Consider the following 23237-nt stretch of genomic DNA (forward strand, 5'->3'; position numbering starts at 1 on the left):
GCTAACCCTGCGGCAGCCACCCGCCGTACCGGAGCCCGTCCGTCCCCATGCTCGCCATCCGCCTCAGCTTCTACGCCGTCGCCGTCCTGTTCGCCGTGCTCGGGGTGCAGCAGGGCTGGCATGCCGTCGCCGCCCTGGGCGCCGATCCGGGCGCCGATCCGGGCGACGGCGGCGGGATCATCGCGGCCCTCTCGGCCGTGGCCTGTTTCGTGGCCGCCGCCGGCACGGTGTGGGTGACCCTGAAGCTGGAGTAGGGGCGCTGTGGTCCACCCCAAACGCCAACCGCCCCGGCGTCGCGGGACACCGGGGCGGGCGTTGTCGCGGGCCGTTGGGGGGGGTTACCGCCGCGCCCCGGCCTCTTCCAGTTCCGGTTCCTTGCCGCTGGTGCAGGGCTTCATGGCGGCCGCCATCTCGTGTTCAGAGAGCTGCTGGTCGTTGCCGCCGCCGCAGCCGCCCATGGCCGACAGCATGGCGTGTTCGCTCATCTGCTCGTCGCCGCCGCCGCAGGCCATGACCTTGGTCCCGGTGTCCTGGTTCTGGGTACGGTCGAGCGGCTTGCCGGCCTCGGTATAGGCGCGGATGCCGGCCTCGATCTCCTCCTGCTTCTTCTTGGAGGCGGTCTTCCAGCCGTCAGTGGCGGTGGCGTCCGGCGTGGCCTCCAGCTTGCGCGACCAGTCGAAGGCGAACTTGACCTTCTTGATGGTGTGCGGCCCCCAGTAGCCGACCTTGCCCAGGTTGTAGAACTGGCGCTTGAAGGCGCTGAGCATGTAGGCCTTGAGGCAGCCCTGCAGGTACTTGCGGCGCACCTTGTCGCCCGGCACCCACGGGTAGCTGAATAGCGCTTTCTTCGAGTAGAAGCGCCGGTAGCACGACATGACCGCGTCCAGCAGCTCGCCGCGGTCTATGGCGTTGGGCTTCATGATCGGGGTGACGAAGTTGTACTGCGAGAAATCGTGGACCTCGACCTTGTCGCCCATCTCCCGGTACAGGTCGGAGAACGGCCAGGGCGTGAACATGGACCAGTTGGCCATGTCCGGGTTCCAGTCCATGCAGAGCTGGAAGGTCTCCTCAATGGTCTCGCGCGTCTCGTTCTCCAGCCCGACGATGAACTGGGCCTCGGTGACGATGCCGTTCGCGCGCAGCAGGTCGATGGCCTTCTTGTTCTGGGCCACCGTGGTTTCCTTGTGGAACAGGTCCAGGTTGAGCTGGGCCGCCGCCTCGGTGCCAAGCGAGATGTGCACCAGCCCGGCCTCACGGTAGAACGGCAGCAGGTCCTCGTCGCGCAAGACGTCGGTGACGCGGGTGTTGATGCCCCACAACACGCCAAGATTGCGGGCCTTCAGCTCCTCGCAGAAGGCGACGAAGGCGCGCTTGTTGATGGTCGGTTCCTCGTCGGCGAGGATGAAGAAGCCAACCTTGTGCTCCTTCACCAGGGTCTCGATCTCGTCGACCACCTTCTTGGGGTCGCGCACCCGATAGTCGCGCCAGAATTTCCACTGCGAGCAGAAGGAACAGGTGAACGGGCAGCCGCGCGCCATGTTCGGGGTGGCGACCCGGGTTCCGGTCGGGATGTAGATGTACTTGTCCCAGTCCAGCACGCTCCAGTCGGCGACGATGTCGTCGACGTTGCGGATCGGCGTCTCGGCCTGGGTGGCGATGACCTTGTCGCCCTCGGCGTAGGCGATGCCCTTGACCTGGCCGCGCGCGCCCGGCCACTCGCCGGCGTCCACGGACCGCACCAGGTTGAGGAACACCTCCTCGCCCTCGCCGCGCACCACGGCGTCGATCCAGGGGGCCTCGCGCAGCACCTGTTGGTACATGAAGGTGCCATGGATGCCGCCCAGCACGGTGACCACCCCCGGGAACATGTCGCGGGCGATCTTCAGCACTTCCTCGGCCTTGTAGATCGCCGGGGTGTTGGCGGTGGTGCCGACGATGTCGGGCTGTTCCTTGGCGAGCGCGGCGCGGAGCTGCTCCTCGGTCATGTCGTCGGTCATCGCATCGATGAACCGGATGTCGGTATAGCCGCCCTTTTCCTTCAGGTACCCGGCCAGATACGCGACCCAGGCCGGCGACCAGTTGCCGGCCACTTCGGCCCCGCCGGAGTGATAATTGGGCTGGACCAGAACGATCCGCATGAGCGGCCTCCCCAACGCAGATGAGAGATGACGGGCGCAGGCAACAGACACTGCGCGGCGGACAGGAGCCCGTCGCCGCCGCGATCAGCCAGGACCGGGGTCTGTGCGCCAATCCCCTGCGACCAACCGGATAAGTCCTTGAGATTGGATGATTCCTGATCGCACATTATCCGCGGTGCCTGGAGACGTGTCAACCGCGCCGTGGGGGTCAATGTCAAGAGAAGATGACAGGGGACCGCTGGACCGCGACACCGGGGCCGCGGTCAGGCCCGGCCGGGCGCCGGCCGCACGACGTGCAGGGTCCAGACCAGCAGCGTGACCAGGACCAGGGCGCCGGCCTGGTGGGCGACGGCCAGCGGGATCGGCACCAGGAGCAGCAGGGTGGCGATGCCCAGCCCGACCTGGAGCAGCGCGGCCGGGGTCAGCAGGCGCAGCGGCCAGCGGTCGGCGCCGGCGGCCGGCACCCGGCGTCCGGCCCAGGCGGTGGCCAGCACCGCCGCCAGGGTGAGCAGGGCCAGCAGGCGGTGTTGCCATTGCACGGTGATGACGTTGTCGATCGGGTTGCGCCACCAGGGCGCCAGGTGGCCCAGGCCGTCCGGCACCCACTGCCCGGCCATGCGCGGGAAGGTGTTGAAGCTCAGGCCGGCCTTGAGCCCGGCCACCAGCGCCCCGGCCAGCACCGTAACCGCCGTCAGCGCGAGCGCCAGCCGGGCCAGCCGTCGGGTCGCCGTGATCGCGGGCGCGCGACCCGGGGGGTGGGTCGCGGGCGGCGGGCCGCGCCACAGGTCCAACGCCACCCACAGCAGCGCGCCGTAGATGACCACCGCGAGGCCGAGGTGAGCGGCGAGACGCAGGTGGCTGACGTCCGGGCGGTCCACCAGGCCGCTCTGCACCATCAGCCAGCCCAGCACGCCTTGCAGTCCGCCCAGACCGAACAGCGCGACGAGCCGGCCATGATAGCCCGCCGGGATCGCCCCACGGACCCAGAACCACACCAGCGGCCCCAGGAAGGCGAGGCCGATCAGGCGGCCCAGCAGGCGGTGCAGGTATTCCAGCCAGAAGATGCCCTTGAAGCCGTCCAGGGTCATGTCCGTGTTGACGAGGCGGAACTCGGGGGACTGCTGGTAGCGCGCGAACAGCGCCTGCCAGTCGGCCTCGCCGAGGGGAGGCAGGATGCCCGTGATCGGGCGCCAGTCGACGATCGACAAGCCCGACTCGGTCAGGCGGGTCAGGCCCCCCAGCCCCACCATCAGCGCCACCAGGGCGGCGCAGGCCAGCAGCCACAGCGCCACCGCACGCGGCCGGGTGCGGTCGGCGTCGGCGCCGGCGCCGGCGCCGGCGGGTCCGCGAGCGGGGAGGAGGGCCGTCCGCACCGGCTCAACTCCACAGCATCGGCAGGTGGCGGTCCAGCAGCACGGCCAGGAACACCCCCATGAGGTAGACCATGGAGCCGAAGAAGGTGCGCCGCGCCAGCGCCCGGTTGTCCGGATCCCGCAGCAGGGCCACGGCGGTATGCAGGAAGTGCAGTCCGAACAGCAGGCTGAGCAGCCCGTAGACCGCGCCCAGCTCCCCCAGGATCCAGGGCAGGGCGGCGGAGCCGACCAGCAGCACGGCGTTCGCCAGGATCGCGACGGCGCTGCGCCGCCCATCCACCAGCGCCGGCAGCATGGGCACCCCCGCGGCGCGGTAGTCGTCGCGCAGCAGCAGCGCCAGCGCCCAGAAGTGCGGCGGCGTCCACAGGAACAGGGTGATCGCCATCAGCAGCGGCAGCAGCCAGATGCCGGGGTCGACGGCGGCCGCCCCGGCCAGCACCGCGAACGACCCGGCCGCGCCGCCCACGACGATGTTCCACCAGGTGCGCCGCTTCAGCCACACCGTGTAGACGATGGCGTAGACGAAAGCACCCAGGAACAGATGCGCCGCCACCACCCAGTTCAGCGCCACCGCCGCCAGGCCGACGCCGGCGGCCAGCAGCAGGGCGGCGAACGCCAGCGCGCGGCGGCGGTCGGCCGCGCTGGCCGCGACCAGCGGGCGGCGTGCCGTCCGCTTCATCAGGGCGTCGAGGTCGCGGTCGTACAGGTGGTTGAACACCGACGAACTGGCCGAGCCCAGCACCATGACCAGGGCCAGCACGGCCACGGTGGCGGCGTCGACGCTGCCGGTCTCCGAGACGGCCATGTAGCCGATCACGGCGGTGAGCGCGATGATGGTGCCGATGCGGAACTTGCACAGCTCCATGTAGTGGGCCAGCGTCATGACGTGCCCTCCCTGCCTGGGCGGTGATCCTTGGGGAGACCGTTGCGCGGCCGTCCCACCCTGATCCTCACCCGAAAGGATAGGCTCGATTAACCCCGAAGTTTCGCGGGGCATGTCAGGCGGGCCGGTCGTAGAGCTGGTACAGCATCAGGTAGACCACGACGCCGCTGACCGTGACGCACAGCCACAGCGGCAGGGTCCAGCGCGCGATGGCCTTGTGGCGCGCGAACACCCCGCGCCAGGCCCGCAACACGGTCAGGATCACCAGCGGCACGATGGCGATGGCCAACACCACATGCACGGTCAGGATCGTGTAGTAGACCGGCCGGATCAGGCCGGTGCCGGGGAAGACGAACATCGGCGCGGTGAAGTGATAGGTCAGGTAGCTGACCAGGAAGGCCGCCGAGACGCCCAGGGCGCCGAGCATGGCGGCCCGGTGGGCGTCGCGCCGGCCGGCGCGGATGAAGACATAGCCGGCGACCAGGAGCACCGTGGACAGGGCGTTGAGGCCGGCGTTGACGTGGGGCAGGACGGCGGCGGTGTCCATGGCGGCGGGACTCCCTGACGTGGCGCGGCGCGCGGCGGGGCGGCGCGGGCTCAGAACCCGAAGGTGAGGATCTTGCCCACCATCGACAGGTACAGCAGGACGCAGACCGCGACCAGAAGCAGGGCCAGTTTGGTGTTGCTCAGGCGTCGCATGGGCGGTGGTCTCCTCGGGGGCGGGGAGGGCGCGGGTCCGTGGACCGGGCGGTGCGAGGCGCCGGCCGGACGCGCGCGCCGCTTGGCGCAGTCAACGCGGGATGGATGCCGGGCGCAACCGTCAGCGTCGCGCGGCCGCTCGGCGGACGGGAAACCACGGTGTCCGAGCGGGCTGGTCAGACGGCGACTCGCGGTCGGGGCCGCCCGAACGGGTGGGTCGAGTCGCGCGGCGCCCCATTCGTTCGGGCAGGAGTCGCGGTGAACCACGGTTTCCTAAAGTTTTCTTCGGCCATAACCATGACATGAGACTGCGTCCAATGTTCAGCGCGGAGGCGAATCGCTCCCGATATGGAGAGGGATAGGCGGTCGCATCCCGTTTTGATGAGCCCGGGGTCGGAACAAAAATGTCCGATCGGCCTTGTCGGACTATGACGGAGTCGTCATGATGACGGGGTCACGGGATGGGGTGCCCCCCTCGGTCGGTGAGGGCACGGGCGCGCAACGGCGCAGAACGAAGAATCAATCCTGTCGGCTCGCCGCCCCCGTCCCGTGACCGGATCCCGCCGTCCCGGCGTGCAGGTCCGCGGGAGGACACGCAGGAGGGGAGGTCCGCCATGATCGACCGAAATGGCGACCGAAACGGCGCCCAAAACGGCGACCGAGACGGCGACCAGAACCGGGGACTCCGGACCGGCGCTCTGTGGAGCCGCGGGCGGCCCGGCAGGGTCCGGCGGGTCATGCAGGCGGCGGCCGGCCTGCTGGCGGTGCTGCCGGCGACCGCCCTGGCGGCGCAACCGACGCCCTGGCAGATGTGGTCGCAGCCGGCGGCCACCCCGACCATGGCCCGTATCGACGACCTGCACGGCTTCCTCACCTGGATCATGGTGGGCATTACCGTGCTGGTGATGGGCCTGCTGGGGTTCGCCATGTGGCGCTTCCACCACCGTCGCAACCCGGTGCCCTCGCAACGCACCCACAACACGCCGCTGGAGATCGTCTGGACGGTGATTCCGATCGCCATACTTCTGGTCGTGGCGGTGCCGTCGTTCAATCTTCTTTACTATATGGATCGGACCACCGAAGCCGATATGACGGTCAAGGTCGTCGGCCATCAGTGGTACTGGTCCTACGAGTATCCGGACCACGGCGGTTTCGGCTTCACCTCCTTCATGAAGTACCCGGAGGAACTGGCGCCCGACGAGCCGCGCCTGTTGGCCGTGGACCAACCCCTGGTTCTCCCGGTCGGGGTCACCGTCCGCCTGCTGCTGACCGCCAGCGACGTCATCCACAGTTGGGCGGTGCCCGCGCTGGGGGTGAAAAGCGACACCGTGCCCGGCCGCATCAGCGAGACCTGGGTGCGGATCGAGGCGCCGGGCGTCTACTACGGCCAGTGCTCGGAACTGTGCGGTGTCAACCACGGCTTCATGCCGATCGAGGTGCGCGCGGTCCCGCGGGACGACTTCGAGACCTGGGTGGAGTCGGCGCGGGCCGAGTTCGCGCACGCGGCGCCACCGGTGCCAGCGGCGCCCGCGCCCGGCGGGCCGCCGCCGGTTGCGCTCGCCGCCCGCTGACCCCGCCCCTTCACAGCCCAGGGACGAGCGATCCATGAGGGACGATCCCACCGCCGCCGCCGGCCAGCCCGCGGACCACGACCATTCCGCCGCCCCCTGGGGCCTGCGGCGCTGGCTGTTCTCCACCAACCACAAGGACATCGGCACGATGTACCTTGTGTTCGCGATCGTCGCCGGCCTGATCGGCGGCGCCATGTCGATGGTCATCCGCCTGGAACTGGCGGTGCCGGGCGTCCAGGTGTTCCAGGACAACCACCAGCAGTACAATGTGTTCGTGACCTCGCACGGCCTCATCATGATCTTCTTCATGGTGATGCCGGCGCTGATCGGTGGCTTCGGCAACTGGTTCGTGCCGCTGATGATCGGGGCGCCGGACATGGCGTTCCCGCGCATGAACAACATCAGCTTCTGGCTGCTGCCGCCGGCCTTCGCGCTGCTGGTGATCGGCCAGTTGACCGGCTTCGGCCCCGGCACCGGCTGGACGCTCTACCCCCCGCTCGCCGGCACCGTCAGCCATGTCGACGCGGCGGTGGACTTCACCATCCTCAGCCTGCATGTCGCCGGGATCTCGTCGATCCTGGGCGCCATCAACTTCCTGGTGACGATCTTCAACATGCGTGCCCCGGGCATGCGCATGCACCGCATGCCGCTGTTCGTGTGGTCGATCCTGGTCACCGCGTTCCTGCTGCTGCTGGCGCTGCCGGTGCTGGCCGGGGCGCTGACCATGCTGCTAACCGACCGCAACTTCGGCACCACCTTCTTCGACCCGGCCGGCGGCGGCGATCCGGTGCTGTACCAGCATCTGTTCTGGTTCTTCGGGCACCCCGAGGTCTACATCATGATCTTGCCGGCCTTCGGCATCATCAGTCAGGTGATCTCGACCTTCTCCAACAAGCCGGTGTTCGGCTACCTGCCGATGGCCTACGCCATGGTGCTGATCGGCGTGATCGGCTTCGTGGTCTGGGCGCACCACATGTACACCGTCGGCCTGGACGTGGACACGCGGGCCTATTTCATCGCCGCCACCATGCTCATCGCGGTGCCGACGGGGGTGAAGGTGTTCAGCTGGATCGCCACCATGTGGGGCGGCTCGATCCACTTCCGCACCCCGATGCTGTTCGCCATCGGATTCCTGGTCGTGTTCACGGTGGGTGGCGTGACCGGGGTGGTGCTGGCCAACGCCGGCGTCGATATCTCGCTGCATGATACGTACTACGTGGTGGCCCACTTCCACTACGTGCTGTCGCTGGGGGCGCTGTTCGGCATCTTCGCCGGCTTCTACTACTGGTTCGGCAAGATCACTGGCCGGGCCTACAGCGAGACCCTCGGCAAGCTCCACTTCTGGTTGACCTTCCTCGGCGTCAACCTGACCTTCTTCCCCATGCACTTCTCGGGCATCGCCGGCATGCCGCGGCGCATCCCGGACTATCCCGACGCCTACGCGGCCTGGAACATGGTCTCGTCGATCGGCGCCGGCATCGCGCTGCTCGCCACCCTCGTGTTCGTGGTGCTGGTGGTGCACGCCTTCGCCTGGGGCCGCCGCGTCGGTGACAACCCGTGGGGACCGGGGGCGACCACGCTGGAATGGACCGTCAGCTCGCCGCCGCCGATGCACACCTTCGAGCAGCCGCCGATCATCCGCGGCCGCACCGCCCACGCCGAGTAACCAGCACCGCCCCGGAGGGAGGAGAGCCGCCATGGACCCGTCCGCCGATCGCCGCCCCGCCGCCCGCGCCAACGTCCGCATCGGCCTGGTGCTCGGCGGTGTCGCGCTGGGCATGGTGGGCCTGGCGTTCGCCGCCGTGCCGCTGTACCGCGTGTTCTGCCAGGTGACCGGCTACGGTGGCACGCCGCAGGTGGCGGCCGACGGCGCCGACGCCGGGGCGAGCGCCGCCGTGCCCGCGGACGCGCCGCCGATCACGGTGCGCTTCGACGCCAACGTCAACCCCGAGTTGCCGTGGCGGTTCCGGCCCAACGACCGGGCCGTGACGGTGAGCCTGGGCGAGCAGGCGCTGTCCAGCTACCACGCGGTCAACACCGCCGACCGCGCCATCACCGGCACCGCCACCTTCAACGTCACGCCGGCCAAGGTGGCGCGCTACTTCACCAAGGTGGACTGCTTCTGCTTCACCCGCCAGCGCCTGGAGCCGGGGCAGGCGGTCGACATGCCCGTGCTGTTCTATATCGACCCGGCGTTGCTGGACGACGTGCGCGCCCGCGACGTGCGCACCATCACGCTGTCCTACACCTTCTACGGCGCGACCTGACCCAAGACGCGACCTGACCCAAGACGCGACCTGACGAGGGCGCGCCCCGCCGGCCCGCAGGGAGACCCCGCCATGAGCAGCCCCGAGAGCAGTTCCGCCGGCCACGCGCCCGGTCATCCGTTCCACCTCGTCAATCCCAGCCCGTGGCCCGTGCTGGGCGCGATCGGGGCCTTCGTCATGGCCTACGGCGGGGTCGAGGTCATGCACGACGGCCCGCCCTGGATCCTGCTGGCGGGGCTGGCGGTGGTGGTGCTCACCATGGCGCTGTGGTGGCGCGACGTGGTGCGGGAATCGCGCGCCGGCGGGCATCATACGCGGCCGGTCCGGTTCGGGCTGCGCACCGGCATGGGGCTGTTCATCGCCTCGGAGGTCATGTTCTTCGTGGCCTTCTTCTGGGCCTACTTCCACAACGCGTTCCTGTTCAGCCCGGTGGTGGAACGCTGGCCGCCGGGCGACATGGCGGTGTTCGATCCCTGGGGGCTGCCGCTCATCAACACCGTCGTGCTGGTGACCTCGGGCGGCGTGCTGATGTGGGGACGCGGCGGTCTGGACACCGGCGACCGCCGCCGGCTGGTGCTGGGCCTGGCGGGGGCGGCGCTGCTGGGCGCGGCCTTCCTGGTGCTCCAGGTCATCGAATACGCCCATGCCGCCTTTGCCTTCACCGACGGCATCTATCCGTCGGTGTTCTTCATGGCGACCGGGTTCCACGGCTTCCACGTCTTTGTTGGCGTGTGCTTCCTGCTGGTGTGCCTGGTGCGCGCCCGCGCCGGTCACTTCTCGGCCGAGAAGCACCTGGGGCTCCAGGCGGCCGAGTGGTACTGGCATTTCGTCGATGTCGTGTGGCTGTTCCTGTTCGGCTGGTTCTACGTCTACGTCGCACTGTAGGGCGGCCGCGCCGGATGGCGCCGCGAAGCGGCGTGGATCTTGTCCTGACGGGTCAGGGCAAGATCCGACACTTACAGCCGATTGCGACAAACCGGAATCGCGGCACGACTTCGGTTTGTCGCGATAATCGGCTGGAAAATCAATAATGTAGAGCCGATTCACGTTCGAAATCGGCTCTATTATACGAAATCGCGCGGTAGCGTAACGTCCCAGTTGCGGCTGAAGATCCGCACGTCGCCCTCGAAGGCGTCGAGCTGGGCGGTGATGCGGAACGTGGTCGGCGTCGCCGTCAGCACCGTGCGGGTGTCGGCCTTCACGGCCCAGCCGCCGCGCCGCAGGCCGCGCACCAGGTGGGTCTCGCCGCGCGCCGACAGCACGTCGTCGCCCACCGACTCGTACCATTCGAAGGCGCGATTCTCGACCGTGAGGTCGACGTCCTCCAGGTGCACCACCCCGTTGTCGTTGATGACCTCCAGCACCGAGCGGTCCGCCGCAAGGTCGCGGTGGACCATCCAATTGTGATGGCCCGGCTCCAGCACCCGGCGCGGCGCCGGCGGCGCGGACTCCGGCGGCGGAAACGCGCGCAGGGTTTCGTCCTCGGGGCGCGGGGGGCGGACCGGCAGCGCCAGCGCGCTGCCCCCGGTGTGGACGGTCAGGCGCACCGGCTCCGGCGACGGCCAGGCCAGCGGCCAGTAGGAGGTGGACACCGACAACCGCACCCGGTGGCCGGCCGGGAAGGTCTGGGCGATGTCGTTCATCTTGACCGTGACGGTCTCGCGCCGGCCGGGCTGCATCGCCTCGGGATGCTCCCGGGACTGCCGATGGGTCAGGTTCAGCATGCCGTACGTCACCCGCGTGGCCTTGTCGTCCGGCGCCACGTCCGACAGCCGCACCGCCACCATGGCCAGGGGCTTGTCGCTCGACACCTCCAGGGTGGCCACCGGGGCCCCCAGGATCTCCAGCGGCTCCGTCAGGGGCGGGCTGTCGAACACCAGGGCGCCGCCGTCCTCCTGGCGCTGGTCGTGCGCGAGGTCGGGGCCGGCGGCGTAGGAGCACCACTTGCCGGCGAACAGGCCCAGCGTCAGCGGTGATTGCACCGGCAGCGCCACGTCGGCGCCGCTGGTCCCGGCGGGCAGGAGGCCGCAGGGGGTGAGCGCGTGACGCTGAACCCGCATATTGGGCGAGGGCCACACCGGCTCCGCCACCCAGCGGCCCGGGCGGTGGGTGTAGCTGGCGGTCGGCGGGACGCTGTCCTGCATCCACACCCGCAGCATGGGCTCGTCCATCAGGCCGGTGTCGCGGTCCTTCAGCCAGTGGTCCCACCAGCGGATCGATTCCTGCAGGAACCCGATGGCGGGGCCCGGCACCCCGATGTGGGGGTACTTGTGGCTCCACGGCCCGACCAGCCCCTGGCGCGGGACGCGCAGGTTGGCGAGCAGGCGGAAGACCGCATTGGAATAGCCGTCGGCCCAGCCGCTCACCGCCATCACCGGGCAGGTCACGGCGCCGTAGTCCTCGGCGATCGAGCCGTGGCGCCAGTAGGCATCGCGGCGCTGGTGGCGCAACCAGGTCTCCAGCCACAGCCCGCTGCCCTCCAGACGCTCGGTCCACATCCTCCGCCAGCGGTCGCCCACGACCTCCGGGTCCGGCGGCAGCGCGGTGTAGGAGAACATCACCGAGGCCCAGGAGAGAGAGTCGCCCAGCAGGCACCCGCCCATGTGGTGGATGTCGTCGGCGTAGCGGTCGTCGGTCGAGCACAGGGTGATGATGGCGCCCAGGGTCGGCGGGCGCAGGGCGGCGATCTGGAGGCCGTTGAAACCGCCCCAGGAGATGCCGATCATGCCGACCCGGCCGCTGCACCAGGGCTGCGCGGCCAGCCAGGCGATCACGTCGCAGCCGTCGTCCAGCTCCTGCGGCAGGTATTCGTCGGTCAGCACCCCGTCGGAGTCGCCGCTGCCGCGCAGGTCGACGCGCAGACAGGCGTAGCCGTGGCCGGCGACGTAGGGGTGCATCATGGAATCGCGATGCCGCGTCAGGTCGCGCCGGCGGTAGGGGATGTACTCCAGGATGGCCGGGACCGGATGATCGTCGGCGTCGTCGGGCCGCCACAGGCGGCCGGCGAGGCGGGCGCCGTCGCGCATCGGGATCCAGACCGTCTCGATGGCCCGGACCCGGTGCGGCAGGTCGGTGCGGTGATGCAGGCGGGGGGTCATGCCGCGACTCCCTCCTGTCCGTCGAAGCGCAGGTCGATCAGGCGCCATAGCCGCGCGAAGTCGCGCTTGAGGGCCGTGCGGCTGTCGGCACCCAGGAAGAGGGTCGCCAGCTCGTAGCTGTACGGGTCGCGCATGGTCATGTCCGCCAACCGCATCCCCGGCTTCACGTGCAGTTCGATCTCGGCCCCGGGGACGCGCGCCTCCAGGCGCCGCAGCGTGGCTTCATCGGGCGCATGCGAGACCACCCAGTCGTCGTGGTTCCCGTACAGCCGGGGCATGAACTTGGCGGCATAGCGGAAGCGGCCGCGCCGGGCCGGATAGTCCGGCCGCCGGCCCAGCGCCACGTCGATCATCACTTCCTTGTGGGGCACGCCCTCCACCTTGTCGAACAGCGGACTGTGGGACTTCGAGATGCGGGCGTTGATCTCCAGCAGGGCGATGGCGTCGCGGTCGCGGTCGTAGAAGAACTCCATGTTGAAGGGGGTATCGGTCAGGCCGATATGCGCGACCACCCGTGTTGCCGCGTCCCGCATGCGCCCCTTGATGCGCTCCGGCAGGCTGGAGGGGTACTCGTACCGCTCCAGGCTGGAGCGGTTGCGGCCGCGGATCGAATCCACGATGCCGTAGATCTCCACCGTGCCGTCGAAGACGTAGCCCTCAAGGGTGCACTGCCGGCCCTGGGAGATGATGGCTTCGGCGATGCACTGGGGGCCGTCGAGGCCGGCCACCGCGTCGGGCAGGTCGGCGTACCCCATCAGCGCGTCGAGCGGGTCGGTGAACCGGTGGATGCCGGCGCGGATGGCGTCGAGCGCCTGGGCGAAGTCACCGCGGGTACGGATGCGGTAGCCGAGCAGCGAGGAATGCGCGGTCACCGGCTTGAGCCAGAACGGATAGTCCAGCGGCGGTGGATCGCGCCGGGAGACCGCGAACGGATCGACCAGGGCGAAGGGGGGCACCAGGTCGGGCACGGCTTCGGCCTGTGCCAGCCGGCTCCAGTACTTGTGCTCGCAGCGCAGCACGCTCTCCAGGCTCGGCCCCCGCAGGCCCCATTCCCGGCGCAGGATCGGCATCATCAGCACGCTGGGGAAATCCCAGTAGCCGACGATGGCGTCGACCGGGTCCGGAAACGCGCGCAGGGTGGCCCGCGCCTTGTCGAGCAGGGCCGGCACGTCGAAGCGTGGCGACGACACGATCTCGTCGAGGGTCAGAAGCTCGTGGAAGGCGTAGGCGTCGGCATTGCGGACCGCGCGCAGGAGCTTCAGGTTGAAGGGGTCCAGACCCATGACGAAGACGTTCGTCTTGCGTCGTCTCGGCGTGCGGTCGTCTGCCGCGGATTGGCGTGTCGGCGATTGGTGTGTCATCGGTCGGCGTGTCCCTGCACCACGCGGACCGGCATCCGGTTGGTCCCGCCGCCATAACACCCCGTCGGGGCCGGGTGCCGGTCGTGCACCCATCCCTTTCATGGTGACAGAGGTCGACGCGCGAGGCGAGTCCCGGTGTTGCCGGAGCCGTGCATAGGGCGCAGCCCGCACACCCGATGCGTTCATGGCGGGCGCCGTCCATGGGGCGCTGTGCCGCCCGACCCCCTCCCAGTCTCCTCCATAAAGGGGGAAGGCGTCCGGCCGGTGATCGACGCGGGCCCCGATTTTCCGTGATGAACCCTTTTTTGGGGCTGGAGCGGCGGGACCCGGTGGGCCAGGATGGGCGCCGTCATCCGTCCGCCGCCATCCCCGATGTCCGCCTTCGACAAGACCCAGTCCGCCGGCTACCTCGCCAACCACCTGGCGCGCCTGTTCGCCCAGGGCCTGCACCGGCGCATCCGGCCGCTCGGCCTGGCGCCGGCCCAGTTCATGACCCTGCTGGAACTGTGGGCCGAGGACGGGTTGACCCAGAAGCAGCTTCTGGAGCGCCTGGATGTGGAACAGGCCACGATGGCCAACACGCTGGCGCGCATGGAGCGCGACGGGCTGGTGGTGCGCACGCCGCACCCCCAGGATGCGCGCGCCCAGCAGGTGTGGCTGACGGACGCCGCGCGGGCGCTCCAGGCGCCCGCCACCGACGCCGCGCAGGCGCAGAACCGGCAGGCCCTCGCGGGCCTGTCGGCGGCCGAACAGGGCCAGTTCCTCGACCTCATGCGCCGTGTGCTGGCGACGATGCGGGCCGGCGACGGCGGCCGGGCGTGACGGAAGGCCCCCGCGCCCCTCAATCGTCTCCGTCGTCGAAGTGGCCGAAGGTGGCGAAGGCGCCGCCGTGGGTGGCGATCTCCGGGGCGCCCGGACCGTACGGCGGGTTGGCCGCCTCGACGGCCTCGCGGTAGAGTTCGGCGTTGTCCTGCGGCCGGAACCCGATGTGGGCGGCGGTGCGGTTGTCGTAGGGCGCATGGGTGTTGGCCGACACGCCGTAGATGATCGAGTGATCGGGGCGCGTGCAGGTCAGGGCCGCGCCGATCAGGCGCTCCAGGTCGGCGTAGCTGAGCCATGTGGACAGCATGCGGCGGTCGCGCGGCTCCGGGAAGCAGGAGCAGATCCGCATCGAGACGGCCTCGATGCCGTACTTGTCCCAGTAGTACTGGGCCAGGCCCTCGCCATACGCCTTGGCGACGCCGTAGTTCGTGTCCGGGCGCGGCGGGGTGCGGGTGTCCAGCACCTGGCTGAAGGGGTAGTAGCCGACGGCGTGGATAGAGCTGGCCCAGATCACCCGGCGCACGCCGTTCTGCCGCGCGCCCTCGAACACGTTGTAGAGTCCCAGCATGTGGCCGCGCAGGATCTCCTGGAACGGGGCCTCCATGCCCTTGCCGGCGAGGTGGACCACGGCGTCCACGTCCCGCGTCAGGTCGCGCACCGGGGCGGGATCGGCCAGATCGGCCTGGACGACCTCCTCGCGGTCGGCGGCGTCGGCCTCCGGCGGGTCCAGCGGGGCGATGTCGGTCACCCGCAGGTGGGTACAGTGCCGGCGCAGGGCCGGGCGCATCTGACGGCCCAGCGCCCCGGCGGCCCCGGTCAGCAGGATGCGGTGGATGGGTTTCATGGCGCGGCCTCCGGTCGCGGTTGAACGAAATGACGGAGGGTACTGGGACCTGTTTGATCCGACCAAGGGTTTCGGGCCGGCCGGCCGCGCGTGGGCGGGCATGGCAAGGGCACGCCGGGTCGTCGCCGGCAGTCGGGTCGGCGGCGAACCTCGCCGACGCTCCGGAAAAGGCCAGGCAACGCTTTGTTCACCTGTCGACGTTAGACACGAGGGTGCCGAAGAGCGCCTTGGGATGACCATTCAACCGCGCCACGAAGTTCTGGAGAATCGGCGCCATTTCGGTTTGAGGGTATTTCTGGTCCGAGGATAGTATTACGGAAGCCTGACTTTTTGCGGTATGGCCGTACAGCCAGGGAGTGCTCTAAATGCGCTGGGTCGTTGCACTTGTGTTCAGTCTGATCCTGGTCGCGACGGCACAGGCCGGAGCCTCCGGCACCGCGCTGCGGGTGGCCACGGACGAATGGCCACCCTACGAGTATACCGTCAACGGCAAGATCGAGGGCGTGTCGGTCGCGATTCTCAAGGCGGTCCTGGACTCCATGGGTGTCGAGATCGCCAGCCTGTCGGTCTACCCGTGGTCTCGCGCGGTGACCATGACCGAGGCCGGCCGGACCGATGTGGTGTTCAGCGGCGCTCACATCCGGTCGCGCGAAGAGACGCTGTGGTATCCGCAGACGCCGCTCGTGACGTCGCAGTGGGTCGTGTTCGTCCGGGCGGCCGACAAGGAGCGGCTGCGCTTCGAGTCGTGGGCCGACATGACCAAGGGCCGCCTGGGCGTGGTCCGGGGCTACCGCTACGACGACGACTTTGATCTGTTCTACAAGCGCCACCTCGACTTCGAGGTGGTCAACGAGAACCGGCACAATTTTCTCAAGCTCGTCTCTGGGCGTGTCGACTACGTCGTCGCGGACCATCGCAACGGTTTGTTCCTGCTCCGTGTGATGGGCCTTGAGGATGAGGTCCATGTCTATGCCGACCGGCCGATCCAGGAAACGCGCTACTACGCGATGTTCTCGAAGCGGACCATCGGGCAGGATTTCGTGGCTCGCTTCGATGCCGCATTGCGCGCGTTTCAGGACTCCGAGCGCTATCGCCGGCTGGTGCGGATCGCCATGAACTTTCCCCGGTTCGATGCCGTCGGCCCCTGACCCGCGATCGTAACCGATCGAGCGGGCGCGGACCTTCGCAAAATATTAACTGCTACTTCGCAAGGTTTGTTCGGCGTTTCGACTGGCCAGTGTAGCCAATGCGAAATATGAGATGAATGTCTCGCATATTATTCGCGTATGGCGGTCAGTGAGGGCCGGATGTGAGGCGCGGATCCGCTCGCCGATTTCGTGATCTCACCTCTCGTGTTTCCACGGACTCTGTCGGAGGTCCCCTATGAGAGCGCTGATCCTTGCGATTGCCCTAAGCATTCCCTTCGCGGTCGCGGCGTCGGCCCAGACCGCATCCGTCTCCTTCGCCACGGACGAATGGCCCCCCTACGAGTACACGCAGGACGGTGAGGTTACCGGCCTGTCAACCGATGTGATCCGGGCGGTGATGGCCGAGATGGGCGTGACCATCGACTCGATCGACGCCGTGCCCTGGACCCGGGCCATCAAGCTGATCAACGCGGGGCGGGTCGCCGGCGTCTACAGCGGCGCCTACAACGAGAAGCGCGCGGCCATTCTGCTGTACCCCGAGACGCCGCTGGTGGAGTCGAGCTGGGCGGTGTTCGTGCGGGCGGCCGACCGCGATGCAACGCCGTTCGCGAGCTGGGACGACCTCAAGACGGGCATCGTGGGCGTGGTGCGCGGTTACGCCTATGATCCGGAGTTCGATGCCTTCTACAAGGAGAACGCCGAGTTCGCCGAAGCGGACGACAACGAGACCAACTTCAAGAAACTGATGGCCGGCCGCGTGGACTATGTTGTCTGCGACCTCATCAACGGCCTGCACATCATGAAGCAGCAAGGTATTCAGGATCAGGTCCACGCCTACATCGACAAGCCGATCGCCGAGACCGAGTACTTCGCGTTTTTCTCTCCGCAGGTGGTCGATGACGCGTTCGTGACCCGCTTCGACGAGACGCTGAAAGCCTTTCGCGAGACGGACGCGTACACGGACATCCTCGATTCCTACCTGAAGTAGGGCGCTGAGCCGACCGGGGTCGGGGTCGGTCAATCGACCCCGGCGGGGCGCGGGGGCGGACGCGTGCCAGCACCGCGCCCGACCGGCGCCGGCGCGCCGTTCTTGCCTTCCCCGGCGCGGAAGGATAGAAGGCGACCATGGCCCTGATCCAGACATCGGAAGAGTTGACCGCCTTTCGCGAGCGGTTGCATGGCGAGCGCTTCGTCGCCGTCGACACAGAATTCATGCGCGAGAAGACCTACTGGCCCCAACTCTGCCTCGTGCAGGTCGCGGGCGCGGAGGAGGCGCGGTGCATTGATCCCCTGGCCCCCGGCATCGACCTGGAGCCGCTGAAGGACCTGATGCGCGATACCGGCACCTTGAAGGTCTTCCACGCCGCCCGCCAGGACCTGGAGATCTTCCATCAGATGCTCGGCGAGCTGCCGCGCCCGCTGTTCGACACCCAGGTGGCGGCCATGGTGTGCGGCTTCGGCGAGCAGGTCGGCTACGAGACCCTGGCGAGCAAGCTGGCCAAGGCGCGCATCGACAAGACCATGCGCTTCACCGACTGGTCGCGTCGCCCCCTGTCGCAGAAGCATCTGTCCTACGCCCTGTCGGACGTCACCCATCTGCGCGTGGTCTACGAAAAGCTGGCCGCCATGCTGGCGGCCAACGGGCGCGCCGGCTGGCTGGACGAGGAGATGGCGGCGCTGACCGACGCGTCGTCCTATGAGACCGATCCCGAGGACGCCTGGCGTCGGCTGAAGGTGCGCGGCCGTTCCCAGCGCGTGCTGGCCGCCGTCATCGAGCTGGCGGCGTGGCGCGAGCGCGAGGCCCAGGCCCGCGACCTGCCGCGCCAGCGGGTGATGCGCGACGAGGCGGTGCTGGATATCGCGGTCCAGAACCCGGAGACGGTGGAGACATTGTCGCAGGTCCGCTCCATGTCGCGGGGCCAGGCGGAGGGACGCTACGGCCGCGAGATCCTGGAGTCCCTGGAGCGGGCCCGGGCACGGCCGCTCGACAGCCTGCCCCGGCCGCCGATGCGGGAGGACCTGCCGCAGGGGCTCGGTCCCATCATTGACCTGCTCAAGGTGCTGCTGAAGATGAAGTGCGAGGCCGCCGGCGTGGCGCAGAAGCTGGTGGCCTCCAGCGCCGACCTGGAACGCATTGCCGCGGACGACCGGGCCGCCGTCCCCGCCCTGGAGGGCTGGCGCCGCGAGCTGTTCGGCGAGGCCGCGCTGGCCCTCAAACACGGCCGGCTGGCCTTGGCGGTCTCGGAGGACGGCCGCCACGTGGAGACTCTGGCGGTCGAGGTCAGCGACGACAGCGACGACAGCGACAACAGCGACCACACGGACGACAGCCGCGCCGGCACCGGGACCACCGGTGACGGTCCCGACGTGGGCGGTGACGCCGCGGGTGAGCGTGCCGGCGGTGTGTCCGTGGCGATCCCCGTCGCCGATGCCGATCCGTAACCTCCGGCCGGCGCCGTCAGATCGGCTCGGCGGGGCCGACGGTGTGGTTCTCTCTGAGATAGATGCAGAAATCGGCGACGGGAAGGGGGCGGCTGACCCAGTAGCCCTGGAACAGCGAGCATTCGTTGTCGCGCAGGAACTCCATCTGCTCCAGGGATTCGACGCCTTCCGCGACCACCTTGAATCCGAGGTTGCGGGCCAGCGACACGATGGTGGCGATGATGGCGGCGTCCTTGCTGTCGCGGCTGACGTCGCGCACGAACGTCTGGTCGATCTTCAGGGTGTCGATCGGGAAGGTCTTCAGGTAGTTCAGGGATGAGTACCCGGTCCCGAAGTCGTCGATGGACAGGGTCACCCCCATGGCCTTGAGCGCGCCAAGGGTCGCCACCGCGCGCTCGACGTCGCCGGTCATCACGCTTTCGGTGATCTCCAGATCCAGGCAGCCGGCCGGCACGCCGGTGCGGTCCAGCACCTCCCGGACCGTCTCCAGGAGCGCGGAGTCGTTGAACTGGCGCACCGAGACGTTGACCGAGACGCTGGGCGGGGCGATGCCCTGGGCGCGCCATTCCATGAACTGCTGACAGGCGGTGGCGAGGGTCCAGCGCCCGATGGGGATGATGAGCCCCGACTCCTCCGCCAGCGGGATGAAATCGCCGGGCCCCACCAGCCCGAGGCGGGGATGGCGCCAGCGGATCAGGGCTTCGGCGCCGACCAGGGTGCGGCCGTCGTGCGCCACCTTGGGCTGATAGTGCAGCTCCAGCTCGTCGCGATTGAGCGCGTGGCGCAGATCGTTCTCCAGGTTCATCATCTCGACCGAGCGATGCGCCATGCTCTCCGAGAAGGTCAGGAACCTGCGATCGCCGGAGTGCTTGGCGTGGTACATCGCCACATCCGCGTTGCGCAGCAGCTCCTCGACGGACTCGGCCTGGTCCGGGAAATAGGTGATGCCGATCGACGGCAGACAGAACAGTTCGGCATCGAGGATCTGGAACGCCTCCGACAGCACGTCGATGATCTTTTCCGCCACCTGGTCGCCGACGTTGCCGTCGGCCACGTCCGACAGCACGATGATGAACTCGTCGCCCGCGAGGCGGCCGACGGTATCGGACATGCGCACCACCTGACGCAGGCGCCGCGCCACCAGCTTCAGAAGTTCGTCGCCGGCGGCGTGACCGTACGAATCGTTGATGTTCTTGAACCGGTCGAGATCGAGGAACAGCACGCACACCCGGGTGCCGTCGCGCCGGGCCTTGAGGATGGCCTGTTCCAGCCGGTCCATGATGAGGTACCGGTTGGGCAGGTGGGTGAGCATGTCGTAGTTGGCCTGGAAGCGGATGTGCTCCTCGTCGCGCTTGCGCTTGGTGATGTCGGTGCAGGCGGCCACGTAGTGGGTCAGCGCACCGTCGCGGTCGCGCACCGCGGTCACCGACATTTCCATGGGGAAGGGGGGCGCGTTGCGGCGCGGTCCCCACGCCTCGCCCAGCCAGTGGCCCTCGCGCTCCACCCGGGCCAGCACGGTCTCCTCGAAGTTCGGTTCGTGCAGTTCCGGCGTGGTCAGCCGCGCCGGCCGGCTCAGCAGGTCGGCGGCGTCGCGCCCGGTCATGCGCTGGTAGGCCTCGTTGGCGCCCCAGACCAGGCGGTTGCGGTCGATGATGACGATGCCCTCGTGCACGCTGTTGACGACCTTGGCCATCAGGCGCAGGTCGGCCTCTGCCTGCTTGCGTTCGGTGATGTCCTCGACCGTGCCTTCGTACAGCAGGATCTCGCCGTCCTGGTCGCGGATGCTGCGGGCGTTCTCGGTGATCCAGATCACCGAGCCGTCCTTGCGGAACACCTGGGCCTCGAAGTTCTCGACCACGCCGTCCTGGTCCATGAGCTGGGTGAAGGTCAGGCGCGTTTCGGGATCGACGTAGGTCTGGCGCGCGATGTCCGTGCGGGCGGCGATCAGCGCCTCCGGGCTGTCGAAGCCGTAGATGCGCGCCAGGGCCGGGTTGACGTTGACGTAGCGCCCCGAGGGGGTGGTCTGGTAGATGCCCTCCAGGGCGTTCTCGAACAGCCCCCGATAGCGCGCCTCGCTCTCCCGCAGGGCGCGGGCCATTTCGGCCTCGTGCGTGGCGTCGCTGACGGTGACCTGCAACAACCGCTCGCCGTTGGCCCGCTCCGGCAGCCCGGCGGTCCCGACCGCCCCGGCGCCGCTGTCGGCCTCCCTGTCGGCCGCGCTGCCGCTCAGCGGCACCGCGCGCAGGGTGACGCTGATCGGCTCGGTCCGGTCCAGGCGGCGCAGGCGGTAGACGACGGACGGCCGCACGCGGTCGTCGTGGCAATTGGTCGGGTCGTCGAGGCAACCCTGCACGCTGGCCCGGTCGTCATCCACGAACAGGCTGGTCAGGTCGCTGCCGAGCAGCCGGTCGGGCCGGCGGCCCGTTAGGCGGGAGAACCCACGGTTGATGTAGACGATGGTCCCGCCGCGCAGCACGACCAGGCCGGCGTGAAGGTGATCGACGATGTCGCGGTGGGAGATGTCCGGGGGCAGCAACGACGACGGCGACGGGCCCGGCACCTCGCGGCGCCCGTCCTGGGCGGCGGAGGCCCCGTCCCCGGGTCCCTTGGGCGGCAGGAACCTCGCCAAGAGCCAGCCCCACGGCTTCACGGCACACTCCTCCATCCTCTTCGGCGCCGATCGGACCGTCGTCACGCGACGCACGGGCCACCGCGCCGGTTGCCTCCGCCCACGCGGCCGGCGGGTGTCGGCGTCCCCCCAAGGACCAGTCTTTTAGTATTCTGGCATTCTTGCCGGATCCGGAATGCTGCCGGGTTCGTGGAGGCGCGGCGGGCGGGTCACGCCGACGCCCCTAACCATGAAACTTCATCCAGCTTGCCGAAAAAATCAATCGAATTCATTGCCCTACGAGGTAGTCCATGCGGAGTTGTTGCGAACAATAGGATAAATTGCTGAAAAACGTAAATAATTTCAGCTTGCATTCGTCCGCAATTGCCGTCGGACCGACCCCGGACCCCACACACTATAAGAAAGTCGGTGCCAGTATGCGCCTTTTTGGTGCGATTGCGCGCCGGCTCGCCGGAGCGACGCGTGCGGCGACCGGATCAGCCCGCCTGCGGGTCGGGGTCGAGCACCCGGATCAGCGCGGCGTGGTCGAGCGCCCCATCGCCGGCCGCGATCAGGCGGTCGTACAGCGCCCGGTTCAGGGCCGTGGCGGGCAGGTCCAGGTCCAGGGCCGCCGCCAATGCCAGCGCCTGGTCCATGTCCTTGCGCTGGGTGGTGGCGCGGCCTCCCGGCGTGAACGCGCCCTCCACCATGCGCCGGCCGTGCACCTCCAGGATCCGCGAGGCGGCGAAGCCCCCCATCAACGCCTCGCGCACGCGGGCCGGGTCGACGCCGGCGCGCCGGGCCAGGGCCAGTCCCTCGGCCACGGCGCCGATGGTGAGTCCGACGATGACCTGGTTGGCGGCCTTCGCGACCTGTCCCGCGCCGACACCGCCAACGTGGGTGAGGTGCCGGCCCAGCACCGCCAGCACGGGCCGCACCCGCGCCACGTCCGCGGCCGTCCCGCCCGCCATGATGGTCAGGTCGGCGGCTTCGGCGCCGGCCTGGCCGCCGGACACCGGGGCGTCCACCCAGGCCCCGCCGGCGGCGCCCACCCGCTCGGCCAGCGCGCGCGTTTCCAGCACGGCGGTGGTGCCCATGTCGACGATCACGGTGCCGGGCCGCAGCGCCGCCAACAGCCCGTCGGGGCCGCCGACCACGGCTTCGACCGCCGGGGTATCGGTCACCATCAGAACGATGACGTCGGCGGCGGCGGCGACAGCGGCCGGCGTCTGCGCCGCGGCGCAGCCCGCCGCCACCAGCGCGGCGACCGGCCCGGGGCTGCGGTTGTGGACCGTGACGGTGGCCCCGGCGGCCTTCAGGTGGCGCGCCATCGGGCGCCCCATCAGGCCAAGGCCGATCAGTCCCAGGCGCTGGCCCGCCAGTGACGGGCGCGCCGCGGCGTCCGGGTCGGTCACGTGCGTCAGGCCCGGGTCCAACGGGCGCGGGCGCCGCGTTCGATGCCGGCGGCCACCAGACGGTCGATGTCCAGGCGGTGACGCAGCATCTCCAGCAGGCGCAGTTCCTCCTGCTCGGCCTTGCCGTCCGCCGCGATGACGTCCAGCGCCAGCGCGTAGGCGGTCTCGCGCAGCTTCGGCGGGAGGCTGTTGCGAATCACCGCGATGGCTTCCTCGACCCCGTGTTCGCCCGAGGAGATGAGCTGCATGCAGCTCTCGACGGCGCCGGGCACGCCGTCCGGGTCGAAGCCGTCGAAGGCCGGCAGTCCGCGCACGATGCCGCTCATCGTGCGCAGTTCCTCGTCCTTGACGCTGGTGTCGACGGCCGAGGCCAGCACCATGGTGTAGATGAGGGCTTCCTGGGGAGACAACGTAACCTCAAGGCCGCTTGCGATGGTCATGACCCGCCTTACTCCGCATTCCGTCGGCGCCGCCACCCGAACGGCCGGGTTCGGGCCATGCGCCTGATCGGACTTTACCCTTGGCGTGCACACGGGCTCAAGCGAAACGCGGCATGCGCGGGGTCGGC

Annotated in this window: 19 protein-coding genes; 9 read left to right on the forward strand and 10 right to left on the reverse strand. The window is 69.2% G+C overall.

From position 1 onward, the window contains the following. The first annotated feature begins 47 nt into the window (after positions 1-47). Entirely contained in the window at positions 48-254 is a 207-nt protein-coding gene (locus GGD88_RS14385) for a hypothetical protein (protein WP_184436647.1), read from the forward strand. 84 nt (positions 255-338) lie between these two features. On the opposite strand, the gene bchE is transcribed toward GGD88_RS14385, so the two are convergent. The 4 genes from bchE to GGD88_RS14405 form a co-directional block, all read right to left on the reverse strand. After that, complete coding sequence (gene bchE / locus GGD88_RS14390; RefSeq protein ID WP_184436648.1) at positions 339-2138, reverse strand: magnesium-protoporphyrin IX monomethyl ester anaerobic oxidative cyclase; 1800 nt, start codon at positions 2136-2138, stop codon at positions 339-341. Between the two features lie 263 nt (positions 2139-2401). Beyond that, positions 2402-3511, reverse strand: coding sequence for a COX15/CtaA family protein (locus tag GGD88_RS14395; RefSeq protein ID WP_343056378.1), 1110 nt, complete (start codon positions 3509-3511; stop codon positions 2402-2404). Positions 3512-3515: 4 nt separating this feature from the next. Then, positions 3516-4394 carry a heme o synthase gene (cyoE, locus tag GGD88_RS14400; RefSeq protein ID WP_184436650.1) on the reverse strand — a complete coding sequence of 293 codons (879 nt, stop codon included), beginning with the start codon at positions 4392-4394 and terminating at the stop codon, positions 3516-3518. Between the two features lie 115 nt (positions 4395-4509). Continuing rightward, positions 4510-4941 (reverse strand): DUF420 domain-containing protein, encoded by a 432-nt coding sequence (locus GGD88_RS14405; protein WP_184436652.1) that lies wholly within the window; start codon positions 4939-4941, stop codon positions 4510-4512. An 889-nt stretch (positions 4942-5830) separates the two neighbouring features. On the opposite strand from GGD88_RS14405, the gene coxB reads away from it, so the two are divergent. The 4 genes from coxB (at position 5831) to GGD88_RS14425 (ending at position 9816) form a co-directional block, all read left to right on the forward strand. Continuing rightward, positions 5831-6664, forward strand: coding sequence for a cytochrome c oxidase subunit II (gene coxB / locus GGD88_RS14410; protein WP_184436654.1), 834 nt, complete (start codon positions 5831-5833; stop codon positions 6662-6664). A gap of 34 nt (positions 6665-6698) precedes the next feature. Beyond that, the gene (gene ctaD, locus GGD88_RS14415) at positions 6699-8330 is read left to right on the forward strand and encodes a cytochrome c oxidase subunit I (RefSeq protein WP_184436656.1); all 1632 of its coding nucleotides are present in this window, start codon (positions 6699-6701) and stop codon (positions 8328-8330) included. 31 nt (positions 8331-8361) lie between these two features. Beyond that, positions 8362-8931 carry a cytochrome c oxidase assembly protein gene (locus tag GGD88_RS14420; RefSeq protein WP_184436658.1) on the forward strand — a complete coding sequence of 190 codons (570 nt, stop codon included), beginning with the start codon at positions 8362-8364 and terminating at the stop codon, positions 8929-8931. 72 nt (positions 8932-9003) lie between these two features. Next, on the forward strand, positions 9004-9816 hold the full coding sequence (locus GGD88_RS14425; RefSeq protein WP_184436660.1) for a cytochrome c oxidase subunit 3: 813 nt from the start codon (positions 9004-9006) through the stop codon (positions 9814-9816). Between the two features lie 179 nt (positions 9817-9995). Here GGD88_RS14425 and GGD88_RS14430 read toward each other — a convergent pair whose 3' ends face one another. Together GGD88_RS14430 and GGD88_RS14435 are read right to left on the reverse strand one after the other, a co-directional pair. After that, on the reverse strand, positions 9996-12029 hold the full coding sequence (locus tag GGD88_RS14430) for a CocE/NonD family hydrolase (RefSeq protein WP_184436662.1): 2034 nt from the start codon (positions 12027-12029) through the stop codon (positions 9996-9998). After that, a complete protein-coding gene (locus tag GGD88_RS14435; protein ID WP_221237164.1) occupies positions 12026-13312 on the reverse strand; it encodes an ATP-grasp domain-containing protein in 1287 nt (428 codons plus the stop codon). Before GGD88_RS14435 ends, GGD88_RS14430 begins: the two co-directional genes overlap by 4 nt. Before the next feature lie 450 nt (positions 13313-13762). Between GGD88_RS14435 and GGD88_RS14440 the strand changes: the two genes are divergently transcribed. Next, positions 13763-14212, forward strand: a complete 450-nt coding sequence (locus GGD88_RS14440; RefSeq protein ID WP_184436666.1) for a MarR family winged helix-turn-helix transcriptional regulator — start codon at positions 13763-13765, stop codon at positions 14210-14212. A gap of 19 nt (positions 14213-14231) precedes the next feature. Here the strand turns inward: GGD88_RS14440 and GGD88_RS14445 are convergent, their stop codons facing one another. Then, entirely contained in the window at positions 14232-15056 is an 825-nt protein-coding gene (locus tag GGD88_RS14445) for an NAD-dependent epimerase/dehydratase family protein (RefSeq protein WP_184436668.1), read from the reverse strand. A 365-nt stretch (positions 15057-15421) separates the two neighbouring features. On the opposite strand from GGD88_RS14445, the gene GGD88_RS14450 reads away from it, so the two are divergent. From GGD88_RS14450 to rnd, 3 genes are all read left to right on the forward strand, one after another. Beyond that, complete coding sequence (locus GGD88_RS14450) at positions 15422-16204, forward strand: substrate-binding periplasmic protein (protein ID WP_184436670.1); 783 nt, start codon at positions 15422-15424, stop codon at positions 16202-16204. Between the two features lie 235 nt (positions 16205-16439). Further along, on the forward strand, positions 16440-17192 hold the full coding sequence (locus GGD88_RS14455; RefSeq protein ID WP_184436672.1) for a substrate-binding periplasmic protein: 753 nt from the start codon (positions 16440-16442) through the stop codon (positions 17190-17192). A 137-nt stretch (positions 17193-17329) separates the two neighbouring features. After that, entirely contained in the window at positions 17330-18646 is a 1317-nt protein-coding gene (gene rnd, locus GGD88_RS14460; protein WP_184436674.1) for a ribonuclease D, read from the forward strand. Between the two features lie 16 nt (positions 18647-18662). Here the strand turns inward: rnd and GGD88_RS14465 are convergent, their stop codons facing one another. The 3 genes from GGD88_RS14465 to GGD88_RS14475 all read right to left on the reverse strand — a co-directional run bounded on the left by GGD88_RS14465 (position 18663) and on the right by GGD88_RS14475 (position 23109). Then, entirely contained in the window at positions 18663-21296 is a 2634-nt protein-coding gene (locus GGD88_RS14465; protein WP_221237165.1) for a sensor domain-containing protein, read from the reverse strand. A gap of 455 nt (positions 21297-21751) precedes the next feature. Then, positions 21752-22669 (reverse strand): NAD(P)-dependent oxidoreductase, encoded by a 918-nt coding sequence (locus GGD88_RS14470; RefSeq protein ID WP_343056379.1) that lies wholly within the window; start codon positions 22667-22669, stop codon positions 21752-21754. 5 nt (positions 22670-22674) lie between these two features. Continuing rightward, complete coding sequence (locus GGD88_RS14475) at positions 22675-23109, reverse strand: tellurite resistance TerB family protein (RefSeq protein ID WP_184436678.1); 435 nt, start codon at positions 23107-23109, stop codon at positions 22675-22677. Positions 23110-23237: the final 128 nt, after the last annotated feature.

The organism is Roseospira goensis (genome assembly GCF_014197795.1).
Classification (GTDB): domain Bacteria; phylum Pseudomonadota; class Alphaproteobacteria; order Rhodospirillales; family Rhodospirillaceae; genus Rhodospira; species Rhodospira goensis.